The sequence below is a fragment of the Candidatus Hydrogenedentota bacterium genome, assembly GCA_035416745.1.
Taxonomy (GTDB): domain Bacteria; phylum Hydrogenedentota; class Hydrogenedentia; order Hydrogenedentales; family SLHB01; genus UBA2224.
Map to the genome: position 1 here is coordinate 23,241 of DAOLNV010000011.1, position 18,983 is coordinate 42,223.

13 protein-coding genes are annotated in these 18,983 nt (G+C 62.2%); 8 read left to right on the forward strand and 5 right to left on the reverse strand.

Translation table 11 applies throughout. The features are described 5' to 3' along the window. On the forward strand, positions 1-1,164 hold a 1,164-nt coding region (locus PLJ71_06020), incomplete at its 5' end, for a hypothetical protein (GenBank protein ID HQM48225.1). A 42-nt stretch (positions 1,165-1,206) separates the two neighbouring features. Here the strand turns inward: PLJ71_06020 and PLJ71_06025 are convergent. Both PLJ71_06025 and PLJ71_06030 read right to left on the reverse strand, forming a co-directional pair. Next, positions 1,207-1,887 (reverse strand): class I SAM-dependent methyltransferase, encoded by a 681-nt coding sequence (locus tag PLJ71_06025; GenBank protein ID HQM48226.1) that lies wholly within the window; start codon positions 1,885-1,887, stop codon positions 1,207-1,209. Between the two features lie 137 nt (positions 1,888-2,024). Continuing rightward, positions 2,025-2,597, reverse strand: coding sequence for a CBS domain-containing protein (locus tag PLJ71_06030; GenBank protein ID HQM48227.1), 573 nt, complete (start codon positions 2,595-2,597; stop codon positions 2,025-2,027). Positions 2,598-2,911: 314 nt separating this feature from the next. Between PLJ71_06030 and rpsD the strand changes: the two genes are divergently transcribed. Both rpsD and mfd read left to right on the forward strand, forming a co-directional pair. Then, positions 2,912-3,520, forward strand: a complete 609-nt coding sequence (gene rpsD, locus PLJ71_06035; GenBank protein ID HQM48228.1) for a 30S ribosomal protein S4 — start codon at positions 2,912-2,914, stop codon at positions 3,518-3,520. A 101-nt stretch (positions 3,521-3,621) separates the two neighbouring features. Then, positions 3,622-6,885 carry a transcription-repair coupling factor gene (gene mfd / locus PLJ71_06040; protein ID HQM48229.1) on the forward strand — a complete coding sequence of 1,088 codons (3,264 nt, stop codon included), beginning with the start codon at positions 3,622-3,624 and terminating at the stop codon, positions 6,883-6,885. Between the two features lie 101 nt (positions 6,886-6,986). Here the strand turns inward: mfd and PLJ71_06045 are convergent, their stop codons facing one another. Next, on the reverse strand, positions 6,987-8,033 hold the full coding sequence (locus tag PLJ71_06045) for a tetratricopeptide repeat protein (GenBank protein HQM48230.1): 1,047 nt from the start codon (positions 8,031-8,033) through the stop codon (positions 6,987-6,989). A 240-nt stretch (positions 8,034-8,273) separates the two neighbouring features. On the opposite strand from PLJ71_06045, the gene PLJ71_06050 reads away from it, so the two are divergent. Further along, positions 8,274-9,422 (forward strand): LptF/LptG family permease, encoded by a 1,149-nt coding sequence (locus tag PLJ71_06050; GenBank protein HQM48231.1) that lies wholly within the window; start codon positions 8,274-8,276, stop codon positions 9,420-9,422. Further along, the gene (locus tag PLJ71_06055) at positions 9,419-10,507 is read left to right on the forward strand and encodes an LptF/LptG family permease (protein ID HQM48232.1); all 1,089 of its coding nucleotides are present in this window, start codon (positions 9,419-9,421) and stop codon (positions 10,505-10,507) included. Before PLJ71_06050 ends, PLJ71_06055 begins: the two co-directional genes overlap by 4 nt. 97 nt (positions 10,508-10,604) lie before the next feature. Here the strand turns inward: PLJ71_06055 and PLJ71_06060 are convergent, their stop codons facing one another. Then, positions 10,605-12,395, reverse strand: coding sequence for a glycoside hydrolase family 127 protein (locus PLJ71_06060; GenBank protein HQM48233.1), 1,791 nt, complete (start codon positions 12,393-12,395; stop codon positions 10,605-10,607). Positions 12,396-12,616: 221 nt separating this feature from the next. Here PLJ71_06060 and PLJ71_06065 point away from each other — a divergent pair, with 221 nt between their 5' ends. From PLJ71_06065 to PLJ71_06075, 3 genes are all read left to right on the forward strand, one after another. After that, the gene (locus tag PLJ71_06065) at positions 12,617-13,849 is read left to right on the forward strand and encodes an exo-alpha-sialidase (GenBank protein HQM48234.1); all 1,233 of its coding nucleotides are present in this window, start codon (positions 12,617-12,619) and stop codon (positions 13,847-13,849) included. Between the two features lie 12 nt (positions 13,850-13,861). Further along, the gene (locus PLJ71_06070) at positions 13,862-15,241 is read left to right on the forward strand and encodes a trimethylamine methyltransferase family protein (protein ID HQM48235.1); all 1,380 of its coding nucleotides are present in this window, start codon (positions 13,862-13,864) and stop codon (positions 15,239-15,241) included. A 346-nt stretch (positions 15,242-15,587) separates the two neighbouring features. Then, positions 15,588-17,012, forward strand: coding sequence for an amidophosphoribosyltransferase (locus PLJ71_06075; protein HQM48236.1), 1,425 nt, complete (start codon positions 15,588-15,590; stop codon positions 17,010-17,012). A 5-nt stretch (positions 17,013-17,017) separates the two neighbouring features. Here the strand turns inward: PLJ71_06075 and pepF are convergent, their stop codons facing one another. Continuing rightward, entirely contained in the window at positions 17,018-18,829 is a 1,812-nt protein-coding gene (pepF, locus tag PLJ71_06080; protein HQM48237.1) for an oligoendopeptidase F, read from the reverse strand. Positions 18,830-18,983: the final 154 nt, after the last annotated feature.

Here is an 18,983-nt window from a genome sequence, read left to right on the forward strand (position 1 = left end):
CCGGCAGCGGTCACGGGCACGTTTGCCAACCGTCTCATCCATTGGGAAACGCTCCAGGCCGTGATTGGACCTCACGTCATCGACGCGGAAGGCAACGTGCGCACCATCGAACCCCTGACGAAACACCGCCTCACCGCCACGGCCCGCCACCTCGTGCACCCCGAAACGATGGTCTATTTTCTAACCATGGAAGGGTTGTTGTTTGAGACCGAGCTCAAGACCCTCGAGACGCGCCAACTGGCCGACCTCGTGAAAGAACTCGACATCGAGGGGCAGCCCCATTTCAAAGGAGGGCATACTGCGCAAGGCCGTCTCGTCGTCGCCAACAACACCTACGAGGAACCCGAGTTCCTGGGCGAACGCGCGGCAGGATGTCTCGCGGAATGGGACGGCACGCAGTGGCGCGTGCTCGAGCGCAATCCCTTTGTCGAGGTTTCCGGCAAACAGAATCCGGGCGCCGGACAGCGCTACGGCAACACCCTGTACGCGACGGGGTGGAGCAAGTCGTCCGCCATCCTGCGGGTGCTTCACAACGGCGAGTGGTCGCGCTATCTGCTTCCCAAGGCCAGCCAGGCCTTCGACCACACCTGGAACACCGAGTGGATGCGTATCCGCGAAGCCCAGACCGAACGCTATCTCATGGACCTGCACGGCATGTTCTATGAGCTGCCGGCAATGGTCTACGGGGGCCGCGTCTGGGGCATCCGGCCCATTGCCACGCACCTGCGCATCGTGCCCGATTTCTGCCATTGGCGCGGCATGTTTGTTATGGCGAGCGACCAGACCGACAACGCCGTCGGACAACCCCAGTCCGGGCTGTGGTTTGGCAACATCGACGACCTGTGGTCCATGGGCAAACCCGCGGGATGGGGCGGCCCGTGGTGGGATACGCCCGTGAGGCCCGATGAGCCTTCCGATCCCTTCCTCATGACCGGGTTCGACAAAAAATGCGTGCATATTACCCACGACAGCGATGAAAAGGTGACGTTCACGCTCGAGGTGGATGCCTTGGGCAGCGGCGCGTGGCAGTTCTACATGGCCCTGGTCGTATTCCCCGAACGCCGCTATGTCCACCACGAATTTCCGGACGGTTTCTCAGCGCATTGGGTGCGGGTGCGCGTGGACCGCCCCTGCAGCGCCACCGTCTATTTCACGTACACGTGAAGGCATTTCCCGCGGCCTCTGTCAGGCGAACGGGGCGCGGTTTCAGGCGGCGGGGATCACTCCCCAGACATCGAGATGCCGGTCGGTGACTTGTTCAACCTCGAGCGCATCCAGACCGGCCGTGTCGAGTTGGCATACGATTTCCTCGACGGTATATGCGGACAGGAGAGACCGGTAATATTCCTCGCGCAGGAGCGGCGACTCGTTCCCGGCGTGTTTGCTGACTATGTCCAAGGCATCGGAGGCGGAACCCGGGCGGGCCAAATCGCGCAGGAACACAAGCGCGCCGGGTTTGGCCACGCGTTTGATCTCTTTCCACAACAGGCCGGTATCGGTGATGTGATGCAATATGCTGTTCGAGAACACGACGTCCATGCTGTGGCCGCGTATGGGCAAAGACTTCGCGTCGGCCAGCAACAGGCCTATTGTGGCGGCAGCGTTTGCCTTTTTGCAGGCGTCCAATCCGAGCTGGAGCATGGCGTGCGACGCGTCCACCGCCCAGATGCGCCAGCGGGGTCTTGCCCGGGCGACGCGCACCGGGATGTCCGCGGGGCCCGTGCCGAGGTCGAGGGCGACAGCCGTGTCTCGGCCGCTACTCAATTCGCGCAGCCGTTCCACGAACGCGGCGTTCACTTCCGCAAAATCAGCCAGGGCATATGCGTACGCTTCTTCCGCCTCATCCATGATTTCCGGTTCGGCCTGGCGATGCAATCCATCGGACATATTGGGCGCTCCCTGGTCTTATGTTCAGGGCAGGAACGTGCGGGAGCTTCCCGCGTGGGCCCTGCAGGTTGTTGTGCGTGCGCCCTCTCAAGACCTTCGGCGCACGGTGGGAAAGGGCCGGCCTGCATTCCTCGGCGCTACGGATTGGCGCCCTCTTCAGGCTGGGGACGATACCGCTGGCTGAATACCTCCTTGAGCTGCTCTTTGTCATGGCCGCCCGCCAGCCGCAACAGGTCGCCTATGGATTTCGGATGTTCCGAGAGTCTGATCTTCTCCATGACCAGCGCCTGGTTTGCCACGTCCTGTTTCATCAGCTCGATGATGGCCGCAAGCATGCACAGCCGTTTGATGCAGCCAATGAGAACCCCGTCGTCGAGCACCGGCAGCAGATTCACGTTCGTACGCAGAAAGATCGAGGCGATGGCGAATATGTCCGTGCTCGGCGTAAGAGTCTCGGTGACAGGAGACATATAGTCAGCCACGCGCGCGCGCCCGATGGCTTCGAAGCCATCGTAGACTTCGCTGAGCAAGACCCGCAGACAGTCCTCTTCCGTAAGGATCCCCACGAGGCGGTAATCGGCGTCAACCACCATCGCGGCATTCTCTCCCTTATGGCAGAGTGCTTCCATTGCCTCGAAAACACTGATGTCAGGGTGAAACAGGCGGGTGGTGGTCTTCATGATGTCGCGTGCTACAGGTACTGCAACCATAGTGTCCCTCCCATCGTAGGCAGTTCAGAGGGGCCTCATGCGCACCGTGGCCAGCGTTTGCTGACCGTCTCCATTATAGCACGCGGCGAGGCAAATGGCTTGGCTCGCGGCGCCGGGCTCAGCCAACGTGGGACTGCAACTTGACTTGCATCGCGGAAATGCGCTAATGTACCGTGTTTTCTGCGCAACGGTGCACGAAAAAGATGCGATTCTGAACAAAAACGCGCCGGCGTTCTATCCCCTTTTGCAGTAGGGAATTCGGCCGAAAAGAACCGCGAAACAGCTAACGATCGGCAAAACAGAAAAGGACAGTCATGGCCAGGTATACGGGACCAAAACACAAGCTGTGTCGTCGTTTGGGCTCTTGTGTATGGGGCGATCCAAAATGCCCTTCCGGCAAGCGGCCTTTCGCGCCAGGGCAACATGGCCCGACCTTGCGGCGAAAAGCGACAGTATACGGACAACAGTTGTTGGATAAGCAGCGGATCCAGACCCATTATGGGCTTCTCGAGAAACAGATGCGGCGCACATTCAGCAAGGCTCAGCGCATGGGCGGCGTCACCGGATCGAACTTGCTCATGCTGCTCGAGTCGCGCCTGGACTCGGTCGTGTATCGTCTGGGTCTGGCCCGCACCATGAATCAGGCGCGCCAAATCGTCACCCACGGCCACATCCTCGTGAACGGGCAGAAGTGCAACATGCCCAGTTTTCAGGTGAAGCCGGGAACGGTGGTCAGCGTGAGGGAAAAGAGCCGCAAGATCCCCGCGTTGGCGGATGGAGCGGCAAGCCCGCCGGCGGCGATTCCGGAATACCTCGAGCGTGCCGCTGATTCGTTTGAAGGCAGGATGATCGCCACCCCGAACCTCGAGACCATGCCGTTCAAGCCGGACACGGCGGGCATCATCGGCTTCTACTCGCGCTGAGCCGCATTGCAGTGTTTTTCGGGCGGGCCGTTTTTGGGCTCGCCCGTCGTGTATATGCTTGATCCGCGGCCGGTGCATCGGGCCGCCCCAACTCACGAACGATGGCGCTTTCACTCCCGACATTACAGGCTGTCGAGCACGCCGCGCGAGCGCTGGGCGAATCGCCCCGCAACCGGGCGGAGGTGGTGGGCCTCTGGGGTTCCGGCAAGACCCTTGTCGCGGTTCAACTCGCCCAATCCCGCAACGCGTCTCTCCTGATTGCCGCTGCCAGCCGGGCCGACGCCGACGCCATCTACGAGGATCTGTGCTCGTTCCTGCCCGAGGAACAATGCCTTTCGTTTCCCGCCTGGGAAGTGCTGCCGGCCGACGTCATGGAACCCGCCGACGATATCGTGGCGGAGCGCATGCATGTCTTGATGCGCCTGTCGGAAACCCTCGAGAGCAGCAAGCCGGTGGCCTGTGTCGCGCCCGTTCAAGCCCTGCTGCAACGGGTCGCTCCCCGCAAACGCCTCGACGAGCAAAGCATCACCTTGCAGACCGGCCGCGAATACGAGCTCGACACCCTGTTGCTGAAACTCATCGAATTGGGTTACGAACGCGACCTGATGGTCGAGCAGCGGGGCCAGATGAGTCTGCGCGGCGGCATTTTCGACGTGTTCCCCATCGCCAGTGAACTTCCCGTGCGCATCGAATTCTTTGGCGATGAGATCGAGTCCATCCGGCGTTTCGAGCCCGAGACGCAACGCAGCGTCGGGCGGTGCGACAGCGTCCGCATCCTGCCCCGCTCCGAGAAGCGCATGTTGCGGCAAGGCGCCGAGGCCACGCAGCTGAACACGCTGTTCGATTACCTTCCTGCGTCCACCCTGATCGCGCTCGACGAACCCGGCCGCATCGCCGAAGAAGCCCGAACGCTCTCGAGCGCCCGCGACGATGAGCGCTTCTTCGTGTCGTGGGCGGAGTTCGAGAAAACCCTCGGCGGATTTCCCTGCCTGGGGCTGGCTCAAGTCGCGCTGCAGCCGGCCGGCGGCGTTCCCCGCGTAAGCGCCCCGATGCGGTCGATCACCGGATGGGAACGGGACCGCGAAGCCTTCTGGGAACACCTCAAGCGCTGGGATGCCGACGGGTACCGTGTGCGGATTCTCTGCGCCAACACGGGAGAGCGGCGCCGGCTCTACGAGCTCATCGAGGAACGGGGGTACCGCATCGGGCAGGACCGCTTCGACCTGGCCCTGGAAATCGGCCGGTTGCGCGGCGGCTTCACGTCTCCCGCCGACAGACTGACGCTTTTGAGCGAGCGCGAGATGTTCGGGCGGCGCTACACCCGGCGGCAACGGCGCCGGTTCGAGGCGGGCGCCGCCATCACCTCGTTTGACGACCTGAAAGCGGGGGATTACGTCGTGCACGCCCGGCACGGCATCGGCCGCTACTTCGGACTGAGGCGTTTCGAGGGCAAGGCCGGCGATTTCCTCGCCCTTCAGTACAGCGGCGGCGACAAGCTGTATGTGCCTGTCACCCACATCGATGAGGTACAAAAATACGTGGCGGGGGAAGGGGCCACGCCGCGTATCGACAAGCTGGGCGGCTCGACCTGGGCCCGCACAAGGGCACGCGTCAAGAAGGCCGTGCGCGACATGACCGAGGAACTCCTCAAGCTCTACGCCGCCCGGGAGTCCCGCGAAGGGCATGCCTTTTCGCAGGATACCCATTGGCAAGAGGAGTTCGAAGACGCGTTCGAGTACGAGGAAACCCCCGACCAGGCCCGGGCCATCGTCGAGGTCAAGCGCGACATGGAAAAGGACAAGCCCATGGAACGGCTGTTGTGCGGCGACGTCGGGTTTGGCAAGACCGAAGTGGCCGTCCGGGCGGCGTTCAAGGCGGTGATGGACGGCAAACAGGTCGCGGTACTGGTGCCGACGACGGTCCTGGCCGAGCAGCACTACCTCACGTTCTCCGAACGCATGGCCGATTACCCCGTCACCATCGAGATGCTCAGCCGGTTCCGGACGCCCCAACAGCAGAAGGCCGCCGTCGAGCGTCTGCGAGCCGGCGAGATCGACATCGTGATCGGCACGCACCGCCTCACCTCGAAAGACGTGAAATTCAAGGACCTCGGCCTCGTCATCATTGACGAAGAGCAGCGCTTCGGCGTGGCCCAGAAGGAAAAGCTCAAGCACCTCAGAACGACCGTTGACGTGCTGACCATGAGCGCCACGCCGATCCCCCGGACGCTCAACATGGCGCTTCTCGGCGCGCGCGACATGAGCGTCATCAACACCGCGCCCAACGATCGCCTGCCGGTACACACCTGCATAGAGACATTTGATGAGCAACTGATTCGCGAAGCCATCGAGCGCGAACTGGCGCGCGAAGGCCAGGTCTTCTTTCTCCACAACCGCGTTCAAACCATACTGTCTTACGCGGCGCTGGTGCGGAAGCTGGCGCCGCATGCCCGCGTCGCCGTTGCCCACGGCCAAATGCGCGAGCACGACCTCGAGGACGTCATGGCCGCGTTTATCCGTCACGAAATCGATGTCCTCGTGTGCACGACGATCATCGGGTCGGGTATCGACATCCCCAATGCCAACACGATTATCATCACCAATGCCACGCACTTCGGCCTGGCCGAGTTGTACCAGTTGCGGGGCCGCGTAGGACGCTATAAGCACCGCGCCTTTGCTTACCTCCTCGTGCCCGGCGACCGCGCTCTGACCGAGGAAGCACAACAACGCCTCAAGGCGCTCGAGGAATTCTCGACGCTCGGCTCGGGGTTCCGCATCGCCATGCGCGACCTCGAAATCCGCGGCTGCGGCAACATCCTCGGCGCCGAACAGCATGGCCACATCGCCGCCGTCGGGTTCGACGCCTATACGAACCTGCTTGAGGAAACCGTGAACGAGCTGAGAGGCGAGCCGGTTACGCGGCGCGCCCTGCCCCCGTTCGATATCGCCATCGACGCCTACATACCCAGCGAATACGTGCCTTCGGAAACGCAGAAGATTACCCTGTACAAACGCATCGCAAACGCGCGCTCCGTCGAGGAGGCCGACGAACTCGCCGACGAACTCGGCGACCGTTTCGGCAAACCGCCCGCCCCGGTCCGCCGTCTCCTCGACCTGATGCGGCTGCGCGCTCTTGGCGGCGACGCGGGCGCCACAAGACTCACCGCCGCCAAGAATTCACTCATCGTCGAGTTCGATTCGGGACGGCTCCTGAACCGAAAGGCTCGCGCTTCCCTTGAACACGAATTCGGCGGCCGCCTCACGTTCGCATGGCAGGACCATCTCTCCGTCACCCTCCAGTTCCCTGACGGTGAAGACCCCCTTCGCGCCGCGGAATACCTGCTCCGCGCCCTCGCGGCGTTATGAGACCGGGGCATCGCGGCGCGCAATGGCATGCGCATGAACCCGCGCGGCGGCCGGGATGCTTTGCAGAGTGGGCCAAGCCGCGTATGGGATGCCTGGAATGGCTATCGCTCGGGTGGTGACGGGGGAGTGATGGCGTCGCGGAACTCCCGGGTCTCGCGTATCCTGCTGAAAGACGAATCCTTCCGCGCGGCATCCGCTCTTTCAGGAGCAAGCCGCACGGCCTCCCTGAGGAACTCGGCGCTCTTTCCCGCATCGCCCTTTTCCGCGTGCCAGCAGGCGAGATTGTAGGCCGAAGCAGCAAGGAGCGCGGCATCGTCAAGTTCCTCGGCCAGTTCGTGGCCAAGATCGAGATACTTCTTGGACTGGTCATACTCCTGCATCATCCCATAGCACATGCCAAGGCCGTCGTAGCACTGCCAAAGGAGAAGCGGATTCAGGAATGGCTGGGTCTTATGGCTTTTCAGAGCCCGCAGGTAGGCATCCTTCGCTTTCGCGAGGTCTTTGGAGGCGAAGCGGTGTTCGGCCAATTGCCAGTAACCCCAGGGGCTTTGGGGATACTTCTGGAGGAAACTCGAGAGGGCTGCCATGTATTCGTCTTCATTCTCGGCAGAGCGAAGCCGCTTATCCCATTCCATGGTGTCCGCGATTTCTGAGGTGGCCTCGACCGTGAGCGACTTCATGATGGCCGCGAGTTGCTCTTTGGGAAGCGCTTGCTCCGCGCCCGAGACGTGCAAATCGAAAACCATGTCTTCTTTGACGGCATACCCGTTGAATCCCCACGGCCGGCCGTCCGGGGCTTTCGAGTACGAGATGAATGCCATGTCGCCCGACTCTTCCTTTTGGATCGTAGCGTTGTCGATAGCGCCCAAGGCATAGATCATGCCGTATTTCTCGCGCGCATCGACGGCCGTCGTGCCCGCCTCGGCCTGCTCGACGAGCAGGGTCAGCGTAATGCCCTCTCCCAGACTGCCGCCCAGGATGGTCTTAGGCATCTGTACGGCGAACGGCTCGAACTCGGACAGGTCAATGGTGACGGCCCAACCCTTTTCGGGTACAAACGCGCGGACAGGCGCGGCCGCCGCGGCCACAGGCAATAGCGCTGGAAGCAAGGCCGCCGCTGCAACGAAGAACGTACTGCGATACATCATGCCCCCTTTTTTGTGCCCCTTTGCCCGACGTTCGGTGGCGTCCGTGCACTCGCTGCCCCGCTGCCGCCGTTTCGCATTGTATCAGAGAGCGGTTGACCTCTCAACGCCACCCCGGCCCGCGGCGGGGAGGTCCATGTCACTCCGAAGAATGCAGACAGGACACCCGTGCTGCCGGTTCCTTACCGGCCGGACGAGAGATGCGAGTGGCGGGGGCGCCGGGGCCTGCGCTATACTTCGCGAATGCGCGCCTTGGTACATCGCGGGCCTTGTCGGATTCTGAACCGGTATGTGTTGCGGGAGGTCATGGTACCGTCGGTCCTGGCCTTTGCGCTGATCAGCTTTTTGGCCGTGGGCAACGAGCTGCGGGAACGTATCAAGTTGCTCCCGATCGAGCACATCTCCCTGTACGACGTCGCCCGGTTGATGCTGTTTTTTCTTCCAAGCGTTGTAACCTACATCATACCAATCACTTACATGATGGGCGTGTTGCTGGCGTTTGGGCGATTGAACGGACAGAACGAGATCGTGGCCGCGAAAGCGGCAGGGATTCCGCTCAAACGTGTAGTGGTCCCCGTTATTGTCGGCGGGGCATTGTTAAGCCTGGTTTCTTTTGTAATCCAAGACCGTGTCCAGCCGTTTACCTTTAACAGCGCCATGGTCATGATCACGCGGGAGTTGCCTGGCCGCCTGACACTCGACGTGCTGCCCGCGGGCGTGATGCACGAAATCAACAGCGAGGAGGGCGTTTGGCGGGTCTATATCGAGAAGAAGAGCCCCGGCACGGGGAAATTGCACAACATCGAGCTGCTCATGCCCCGTAAGGGGGGCGCGGCATGGACCTTTTTCGCGCGGGAAGCCCAGGTTGTCGCGAAAGACGGGCATACCGAGGTGATTCTCCGGGATGGTTACGCTATTTATCCGCAGGAAGATGGACGGGATTTGCTGGTTTCGGTGTTTCCGGAGTTTCGGGTCCCGTGGCCTCAGAACCCGCCCGAGAAGATTCCTCAGCAGCGGCGAACCCTCAGCTTGACAGAGTGCTTTGCGGCCGAGCGGGAACTGGCGGAAAGCTATGACGCCCGCCGCACAGACAAGCTCAAAGGCGACCTGCGCGAAATGCGTTCTGAGATCAGCGAACGGTTTTCGTTGCCGGTAATGAGTTTCGCCGTGGGTTTCCTGGCGGCGCCGTTGGCGGTACGGTCCCGCCATGGAGGCCGCTCCTACAGCTTTGCGATCGGCTCTGCAATTCTGCTGGTGTATTTCACGTTGAGCATCATGCTCGAACCGGTGTCTCTGCACGGCCTTGACACGGTTGTCTTGCGGGGGATGATCCCCAACCTGGTGTTGTTGGCCGGGGGCTGCATCGCCTTGTGGCGGGTGGACCGGATATGAGGGCCACTCTCATCGACAGATACCTGGGCCGCCGGCTGGCGTTCACCCTGCTCCGCGCGTTGGTGGCCCTTGTCGCCGTCTTCATCCTGATCGATCTCTTGACGCACCGGCGCGGGCAAATCATGCGGCTGGACCTTTCCTGGACCGTTGTGGCCCTGTATTACCTGGCCTATACCCCATGGGTGGTGTTTCAAGTCGCGCCCTTGTGCATGCTGGTGGCCACGTTGATGGTCGTGGGCGAGGCGGCCCAAGCCAATGAAGTGACGGCCGCGCTCGCGGGCGGTATCAGCCTGCGCCGATTCAGCCGGATGCCGCTGGCGCTGGCCCTTGGATTTGCCCTGGTTCTGTTTGCCGCCGAGGAAACCGTGGGAGCATACGCCGCGCAACAGGCCAACCGCATCAAGAGCAACAATTTCTCGCACAACTCCGACAGTAAACGCGAAGGCCTGACATGGGCGCGCCTCTCCAACGGATGGACCTGTCATGTGATGAAGTTTAACCGCGTCGCCCTGACGGGCGAGGGGGTCTTGATGCACGCCGTCCGAGAGGACGCCCTGGAACATATCCAGGCGCGCCGCATCTATTGGGATGAAGCCCGCGGCCAGTGGATGCTCGAGGATGGCCGCTGGCTTATCCTTGCGCCGAACGGAGGGACCATCTTATCGCAGCGGCCCATTAGCCAGCTGCCCGCCCCGTTTGACGAGCGCCCCGAGCTGTTGTTTGCCATGAACACCCCGCCCGAAACCCAAACCGCATGGGGACTGGCCTCGGTCGTGCGCCATGCGGCCCGCATCGGAGTGCCGGCGCAACGGTTGCGCGTGGATTTCCACACCAAATTCTCCCAGCCCGCGATCGCCTTCGTTATGGTCTGGCTTGCCATTCCCTTTGCGCTCCGGGTGCGCCGCGGGGGCATCGCCATCGGTTTTGGAGCCAGCGTCGCCATCGCGATTGTGTACCTGACCCTCTTCAGCATCGGGGTCACGCTCGGGGACGCGGGAAGGATATCGCCGTTCCTCGCCGCATGGCTGGCCAACCTTGTCTTTCTCGCGGCCGGCGTCACCATGTTTCTCAAGACCCCGACCTGAGCGCCGAGGCCCCAATCCTCGAGCCGTGCCCGCCCTCCGTTATGACTTGGACCGGAACATAACGCGGGCCGCCCGCGGTACGGCAGGTCAATGCTGCTCACTCCGCGAACTTCGCGAAATTCAGCCAAACGGTGACCATGGGCTGGCGGTAGGGCGTCTGCTCAGAGATGGGACGCAACGTGACCGTGCAGGGGTCCGGAAACCCGCCATGCCGGTAATTGACGACGACGTGGGCGTCTTCGACGATGCGCGGGTCGCCTTTCGGTCCGACGGGCGCTTTCGGCCGTTCGATGAACGCGGGGAGCCCGATCACGTTCTCGCGCCAGGGTTCGCCGTGGAAATACGGGTCAAGTTCGTCGCTGACGCCCAACAGCCATGGACCGTAATACATCGCGGCCTTGACGGGCTGGTCCGTGAGGTCTTGGGGGCGAAGGACCTTGCCGTCCGGTTGCACGAGACGCGCGGTGCAGGCCCAATCCAGCTCTATCACGTCGCCGCTCTTCCACGCGCGCTCGAATATGAGGTATCCCGCAAGGAGAACCGGTCTCGTTTCGGTTTCGTTCAGACGCACGCTGACATCGCGGGCCCACGAGGGCTGGCGGATGCCGATGGCCCGGGCGGCATCCGGCGCTTTGTCGACCGTCACGCGGAAGGCAGGCGCTTGCGGGTCCGTGGCGCCGGGGCGGGTCAACACGAGGGTGGTGTCGCCGTCGGACCACGTGCCCTCAAGAAACAGGTTGATTCTCGCGGCGGTGTTGTCCTGGGTTACGACGCAGTTCTTGACGTCCGCCAATGCGCGATGCCCGTGCATGGTGCAGCACCACCACGCGCGCCCGGCCCCCTCCGCGGGGATATAGCCGGCATCGCCAAAGCGCCGGTGGCCGAAATCACCGGTCTCGAACTGGCCCGAGTAGAAGATGTTCAGCATGCAGCGCTCGGCGAGTTCGAGGTATTCCGTTTTGCCGGTGGCCTGCCAGAGCTGGAGGCTCAGGCGCAGGAAATCGGCTTCCGAACAGCCCTCGTCGCGGTCGTGCTTCATACCGAAGTACTCCAGCACCCCGCCGTAGACCAGGAAGTCGGTCGAGGCGATGAGCTCGTTGTAGAGTCTTTCGGCGGCGGCCAGGATTGCCGGGTCGCTGGTCGACTCATACAGCATCAGGTACCCGCGCAAGGTGGTCAGGTACCCGTGGCTGTGTTGGACGCCGCGCGGTTCGAGCAGGGGCACGATCCGTTTCGCCGTATCGAGGTAGCGGCCGTCTTTTGTGGCCCGCCAGAGCATGTCGAGCCCCTCGATGAGCTGCGTGAAGCAGATGAATCCCCGCGCGGCCTGACCCTCGAGCCGTTTCGCCACATCGGGCTCGGAACATGTTTCGTAGACGCCGAGCAGAAAATCGCCCAGCTTCCTGGCGCACTCGAGGGCCTTCGGCGAGCCCGAGTACTGGTGGTATTCCATTAATCCCGCCAATAAGCGGCCGTTGCCCCAGAGCAGCGCCATGTTCTCGGGCCCGATGTCTGCCGCCGCAAACGACAGGTTCATGGCGCCGAAACGGCCGTCTGGCCTTTGACACTTCGCGATTTCGCCGACAAGGCCCTCAAGACGCCCGGCCTGCTCGGGGTTGGGCAGCATGGCCACGGCCCCGAGAAAACGCCCCGAGATGTCGCCGCTGAAATTGTCAAACCGGCGCGGGTACTCCGGCGACAACACCACGTCGGCCAGGATAAAGTCGTCCGTGAAACGGGGCTCGATATCCTGATTGCCGTAACGTTCGAGGACGGCCTGGATCCGCGCCCCGAATTCTCCCGCAGGCGTGAAAATGGGCTGTTCCGCGGCGCCCGGCGCCGCCGCCATGAAAGCAAAGCACAGGTTGATGGACATAGCGATCACCATGATACGTTTCCTTCCCAATCGTTCCGCAGGGGTGCACTTCGCGCATCATACGGCAGTGTTTTCGTCTCGCTCAAGGGGAAATGTTCGTGGACCGCGAATGCGCGCGGCCTACCGGGTTCCTTTGCGTTGAAACCGTCCGGCCGGGGCACCATACTGAGGAGCGAAACGTGAATCCGCATTCGAGTGGCTGGCCGATCTTTCGATCGAGGGAGCACAGTGTCATGCGCACGATTACAATGTTGTTGGCCGCGGTGATAGGTGGGTCCGTTGCCGCGCAGGCAGCGGAGAAGGGAGACACGCCGGTGGGCATACCTTATGACATCAAGCTCGAGGTTGCCCACGAAGGGTACGATGAGACTTTCTGCTGGTTTCAGCCCCGCGCGGCCGCCATCCCGCGCATGACGGGAGATGGCCCGCCTATTATTATCATAACGCTGCAGAAGCACCTCGAGAGTTCCGATTTCTACTCCGGCTTGTACACCATGCGCTCGGACGATTTCGGCAAGACGTGGTCGGAACCGAAAGAGCAGCCTGCGCTGGGTTGGCGGGAGCTGCCGGACGGCGTCACGCTCGGGATTTGCGACTTCGTGCCGGGATGGCATGCGCCCACCGCCAGACTGCTGGCTGTCGGGCACACGGTGCGCTACAAGAATCGCGCGTTGATGGAGTCCCCCCATCCCCGCGGCCTGGGGTACGCGGTGTACGATCCGAAGACGGATCAATGGGCGCCATGGCAAATGCTCGATTTTCCGGATAAGGAGAAGTTCTGGAGCGCGGGAGCCGGGTGTTGTCAATGGCTGATCAAAGAAGATGGCACGCTGCTCATTCCGCAGTATTACTGCCCGCCGGAGATGCGCGGAAAGGGCGCGGCCGCCTTGTCGGCGTCGACCGTCGTGCATTGCTCGTTTGATGGAACGACACTCACATACCTGGCACACGGCGATGAAATCACGCTGGACGTGCCCCGCGGCTGCGACGAACCGTCCCTGATACTGTTCCAGGGGAGGTACTATCTGACCATCCGCAACGACGAGAAAGGGTATGTGACCGTGGGCGGCGATGGTCTCCATTTCGCGCCCCTCAAACCGTGGACCTTCGACGATGGCGGGGAACTCGGCAGCTACAACACCCAACAACATTGGCTGACGCACGGCGACGGCCTGTTTCTGGTCTATACGCGCCGCGGCGCGAACAACGACCACATTTTCCGGCATCGCGCGCCCCTTTTCATGGCGCAAGTGGATCCCGAGCGGCTATGCGTCATCCGGGCTACGGAACGTGTGGCCGTCCCGGAGCGCGGGGCCACCCTCGGCAATTTCGGCGCGGGCCCCATCACGGAAGACGAAAGCTGGGTGACGGTCTGCGAGGGTATGTTCTTCCCCGAGGTTTATAAGAAAGGCGGGGCGACGGGCGCGCTGTTCGTTGCGCGCGTCCTTTGGAGGCCGGCCGAGTAGAAGGAACGCGCAGTGGAATCTGACGACGCAGCCGGACGGTTCGCGGGCCTGGTCGAACGAATAGTCGAGGGGGCCGTGACGGTGCTGGACCGCAAAGGGTTGGCGGTTGCTGACGCGGGGTTGCGTAAGCGGCTCGCGGGAACGCCGGGAATCGCAGTGAAAGGCGAACGCGCGCATTTCGCTCCGGAACGCACGGGCGATTTTCTGGAGAGCTACTGTGCCGGACGCGAGTACCGGCCGGCGTCCGGATTCTCCGTGGGTGCGACCGCCCACGCCCACCACATCGTCGATTTGGACGGCGCTTCCCGTCCCATCACGCTGGGGGATATCGAAGAGGGTGCGCGGCTCGCTGACGCGTTGCGCGGCCACGGCATTGTGGGCGGCGCGCCGGGCATCCCGCAGGACGTGCCGCCGCCGCTCCAGGGCATAGCGCAGTTCGTGGCGAGCGCGAAATGGAGCCGCGCCTGCCCGGCCTACGCCCTGCGCGCTTTGCCCGAAGCCGAGGAATACATCGCGGAGTGCTGCCGCATCCTGGGTGTGCCCTATGCCATCGGCGTCCACGTCGTGTCGCCGCTACGCTTGGAGGGACAGGAGGTGGACTGCGCCCTCCACATGCTTCGGCGTTTGCCTGACGCGCCCGTGGGCATCGGCACCATGCCCATCCTGGGCATGACGGCGCCTGCGACCATACCGGGCGGATTCGTGCTTGCGCTCGCGGAAGTCCTGGGCGCAGGAATGGTGTTCCAGGCGACAGGCGCCGCAAACCTCAGCCTGTGCGTCAATGTCTATCCCATCGACATGCGTACAGCCACGTTTGTCTACGGTACGCCATCGAACATCGCCATCAATTTGCTCGAGATCGAGGTCAACAAACGTCTCAAAACAGAGATTCAATCGAAATCCTTCAAGACCATGAGCCAGCAGCCGGATCAGCAGGCGGCGGCGCAGAAAGCCTTTTTCACCGGCTACATGGCGTCTCGGGGCAAGCGGTCGTTCACGGGGGCGGGGAGCCTGTCGCTGGACGAACTCTATTCGCCCGTGCAGCTGGTGATTGACTGCGAACTCCTGGGGGTCGCCAAACGCACCGCCGAGATGGCGGAGTCCTGTCTTGGCCAGGCAGATTTGCTGGTGGATGCGGTGCTCGAGAACGCCGGCGGTTCCTTCATGACTGAGCCGACTACCTTAGCCCGCTTCCGCGACCTTCAGTGGGATTCGGCCCTGTTCTCCAGCCGGATGTTTCAGCAATGGCTCGCGGCGGGTTCACCCCGATGTTTCGAAGCGGCCCGCGAACGCGCGCGCGAGCTGGCGCGCGACCACGTCTGGACGCTCGACCCCGGCAAGTCCGCCGCTCTTGATGCCGTGTACCGGCGCGCACGGCGGACACTCGGGTAACTCGGCAGTCAGCGCAACACAGAACGGGTAAAGAACGAAGCGAAACAGGGACTGGCCTGAATGGCACTAACTTAAGCCGGCAGGGACACGCGGTTGAAGAGCCGGTGAGTGCGGCGCTTGTCTCTGGGGGAATGCCCATGCAGCCCCGCCAGGGCCGCGGGCGTCTCCGGCTTTGTGTCGAGCGCGCCCTCCGAGGCGCCATGAGGACGCGAAAGGCAATGCTCTTCCGCATGGCGCACAGGACCCTTGCCCCGACCCCCTTCAATGCGGTACATTGCCTTGCCGGGTCAGTGGCCTGGCAAGACCCCTGCCTGTTATGTCTGGCCGTTAGTGAAGGAGAATCATCGTGGGCGGACTGTTCGGCGTCGCATCGAAGGATGACTGCGTCAGCGACCTCTTTTATGGAACGGATTACCATTCGCATCTTGGCACCTCGCGCGGGGGACTGTCCGTACTGAACGGCGAGGGGTACACCCGACATATCCACGACATATCCACGGCGCAGTTCCGTTCCAAATTCGAGGACGATATCCGGCAGATGCATGGCCATTTCGGCATTGGCGTCATCAGCGACTTTGAATCGCAGCCGTTGATTATCGGGTCGCATCTCGGCCCGTATGCCATCGTGACCGTCGGCGCGATCAAAAATGCTGACGGTCTGGCCAAGCGCGCATTCAAGAAGCGGACCACGCACTTTTCGGAGATGAGCGGGGGCGGCATTAACCCCACCGAGTTGTTCGCCACCTTGATCAACCAGGAAGCGTCGTTCGAAGAGGGTATTCAGGCCGCGCAAGAAGCCATCGAGGGGTCGTGCACCGTGCTTCTTCTGACGGATCAAGGCATCTATGCCGCCCGGGACCGTTACGGCCGCACCCCTTTGACCACCGCGCGCAAGAAGGGGGCCTATGCCGTCACCTTCGAGACGACCGCCCTCCCGAATCTTGGTTACGAGGTCGATCGGTATCTCGGGCCCGGCGAAATCGTGTTGGTCACCGCCGAGGGGGTGGAACAGAAAGTCCCGCCTCGCGACGAACTTCGCATTTGCTCGTTTCTGTGGGTCTACTACGGGTTTCCTTCCTCCAACTACGAGGGTATCAACGTCGAGGTGGTGCGCAACCGTTGCGGGGCCGCCCTCGCCGCAAACGACGACCAGGACATAGATCTCGTGGCGGGCATTCCCGATTCCGGCACGGGCCATGCCATCGGCTACGCCAACACCGCCAAGATCCCCTATGCGCGCCCCTTCGTGAAATACACCCCGACCTGGCCGCGGAGTTTCATGCCCCAAATTCAAGAAATGCGCGACCTTGTCGCCCGCATGAAACTCATTCCCATCGTCGAGCTTATCCAGGGGAAACGGCTGCTGTTCTGCGAAGACTCGATTGTACGGGGCACGCAGCTTCGGGACACCATTCAACAGTTCTATGATTACGGCGCGCTCGAGGTGCATATGCGGCCGGCATGCCCGCCACTCGTGTACAGTTGCGAGTTCTTGAATTTCTCCCGTTCTCGGACCGTCATGGACCTGGCGGCCCGCCGGGCCATCAAGGAACTCGAGGGGGACGGCGACGAGAACATCCGCAAATACATCGACCCTTCGACTCCGGAATACGCCGCCATGACGGAGCGTGTTCGCCAGCGCCTTTCCTTGACCACGCTCAAGTACCAGAAACTCGATGACCTGGTTAAGGCGATCGGTCTGCCGAAAAAGAAACTGTGCACGTATTGCTGGGACGGGTGCCAGGGCTGCGAGCAGCACGGCGGCAAGTGACCGCCTCAGACGAGTTCTTCCAGTTCGCCCACGAGCGTCTTGAACCGGTCCATGGCCGTCGCGACGGGTTGGGGTCTGGTGAGGTCCACCCCGGCGTCACGCAGCAAATCCAGCGGGAATTTTGAGCCGCCGGCCTTGAGGAAGTTGAGATAGCGGTCGCGCGCTTTCGGCCCGCCCTCGATGACGCGCCTGGCCAACGTGATGGCCGCCGAGATCCCCGTCGCGTACTTGTACACGTAGAACGAGTGATAGAAGTGGGGGATGCGCAGCCCTTCGAGCGACAGCGATTCATCGAGCGCGAAATCGGGGCCAAAATACAGTTCGAGCAGTTTGCGGTACTCGCTCCGGATGCGCTCGAGGGTGAGCGGTTCCCCGGCTTCCGTTATGGCGTGGGCGATCTTCTCGAATTCGGCAAACATGGTCTGGCGAATGAGCGTTCCGCGAATCTCGTCGATCTCGCGGCTGATGAGATAGGCCCGCGTCTTCTTGTCCGTGGCCTTCTGCAACAGCAGCGCGTTTACCAATTGCTCGTTGAACGTCGAGGCCACCTCCGCCACGAAGATCGCGTATTCGTAGTATTGAAACGGCTGCGTACGCGCGCTGAGATAGGTATGCATCGAGTGGCCCGCTTCATGGGCCAGGGTGAAGACGCTGTCGATGACGTCTTCCTGGTAGTTCATGAGGATGTACGGCGGGCCGGTATACCCCCCCGCCGAAAATGCGCCGCTTCGTTTGCCGCGATTCTCGTAGCGGTCGACCCAGCGTCCGGCGCGCAGGCCTTTCTCGAGCGCCTGGCAATAAGCGGCGCCCAGCGGTTCGAGGGATTCCATCACCATGCCTACCGCCTCGGCGAAAGTCTTCTTCCATGCACCGTTCCGCACCAGAGGCACGTAGTTATCGTAGAAACGAAGGTCCTTCACGCGAAGAGCCTTACGGCGGAGTTCGAGGTAGCGGTAGACCGTCGCCAGATTGTCGTGGACCGCCTCGATAAGGCTGTCGTAGACGGACGCCGGGACGTTATCGGCAAACAACGCCTGTTCGAGGCATGACCCGAAATTCCGGGCGCGGGCGTTGTAGACATCCTGCAGCACCGACGAGCTCAACGCCGCCGCAAGGGTATTGGCATGGTCCGCGTACTCTTTGTAGAACTGTTGGTACGCCTGCTTGCGGACTGCGCGTTTGGGCGACTCGAGCAAGGTGCGGAACGAGCTCTGGGTCAGCTCGACATTGACCCCCTTCTCGTCGGTCACAAACCCGAATTTGAGGTCGGCGTCGTTGAGTTGCCCGAAGATGCGCCCCGCGCTGCCGGCCACCTCGCCCTGCATGGCGAGAAGGCGTTCTTCGGCGAGCGACAGAATGTGCGGGCGGTAACGAAGCAGTTTTCTCAGCTGAAACCGGTAGGGTTCGAGAACGGGCGACTGCTCGAACCGCCGCATTCTGGCTTTTGGGATGGCCTGGATCTCTGGAGCAATGAAACTCGCGGCCTCGTTCGCCACTGTGGCCACGTGCACGTAACGCGCGACCATGGCCTGATGCGTGCTGTTGGCGACGTCCTCCGCCGACTTGAGAAACGCGTACGAGCCTATGCGCTCGGCCAGTTTCTCGAACTCGACCTCGAAGTCAAAGCATGCGCGAATCGTCTTGGCGGACCGCTTCAGTTTTCCCCGGAACTTCGCGAATCCGCCAACCATGCGCTTGAGCTTCTTGAACGCCCGGGCCCACGCCGCGTCGCTGGGATACAGAGGCGTCAGGTCCCACGTGTCTTCCTGTTTGACCGCGTGGCGCGGCGGAATCGATTTCGTTTTCGTCTTGGCCATGGCAGTTCCCTTGGTTTCCGGTGACGCAGTTCGGCGCAGTATACCCAACAGATAAAGCGTCTCCCAAGTCCGGCGCAAGCGCTGATCCGCGGGTTTGACTTAGTGGGATGGCATACCTATACTTAATCTGTTAGTATGGCGTAGCGTTTTGACC

Excerpts from the sequence above, each read along its gene's own strand:
- PLJ71_06025 (HQM48226.1), bottom strand. The coding sequence starts at position 1,887 with ATGTCCGATGGATTGCATCGCCAGGCCGAACCGGAAATCATGGATGAG.
- PLJ71_06030 (HQM48227.1), bottom strand. The coding sequence starts at position 2,597 with ATGGTTGCAGTACCTGTAGCACGCGACATCATGAAGACCACCACCCGC.
- rpsD (HQM48228.1), top strand. The coding sequence starts at position 2,912 with ATGGCCAGGTATACGGGACCAAAACACAAGCTGTGTCGTCGTTTGGGC.
- mfd (HQM48229.1), top strand. The coding sequence starts at position 3,622 with ATGGCGCTTTCACTCCCGACATTACAGGCTGTCGAGCACGCCGCGCGA.
- PLJ71_06045 (HQM48230.1), bottom strand. The coding sequence starts at position 8,033 with ATGATGTATCGCAGTACGTTCTTCGTTGCAGCGGCGGCCTTGCTTCCA.
- PLJ71_06050 (HQM48231.1), top strand. The coding sequence starts at position 8,274 with ATGCGCGCCTTGGTACATCGCGGGCCTTGTCGGATTCTGAACCGGTAT.
- PLJ71_06055 (HQM48232.1), top strand. The coding sequence starts at position 9,419 with ATGAGGGCCACTCTCATCGACAGATACCTGGGCCGCCGGCTGGCGTTC.
- PLJ71_06060 (HQM48233.1), bottom strand. The coding sequence starts at position 12,395 with ATGGTGATCGCTATGTCCATCAACCTGTGCTTTGCTTTCATGGCGGCG.
- PLJ71_06065 (HQM48234.1), top strand. The coding sequence starts at position 12,617 with ATGCGCACGATTACAATGTTGTTGGCCGCGGTGATAGGTGGGTCCGTT.
- pepF (HQM48237.1), bottom strand. The coding sequence starts at position 18,829 with ATGGCCAAGACGAAAACGAAATCGATTCCGCCGCGCCACGCGGTCAAA.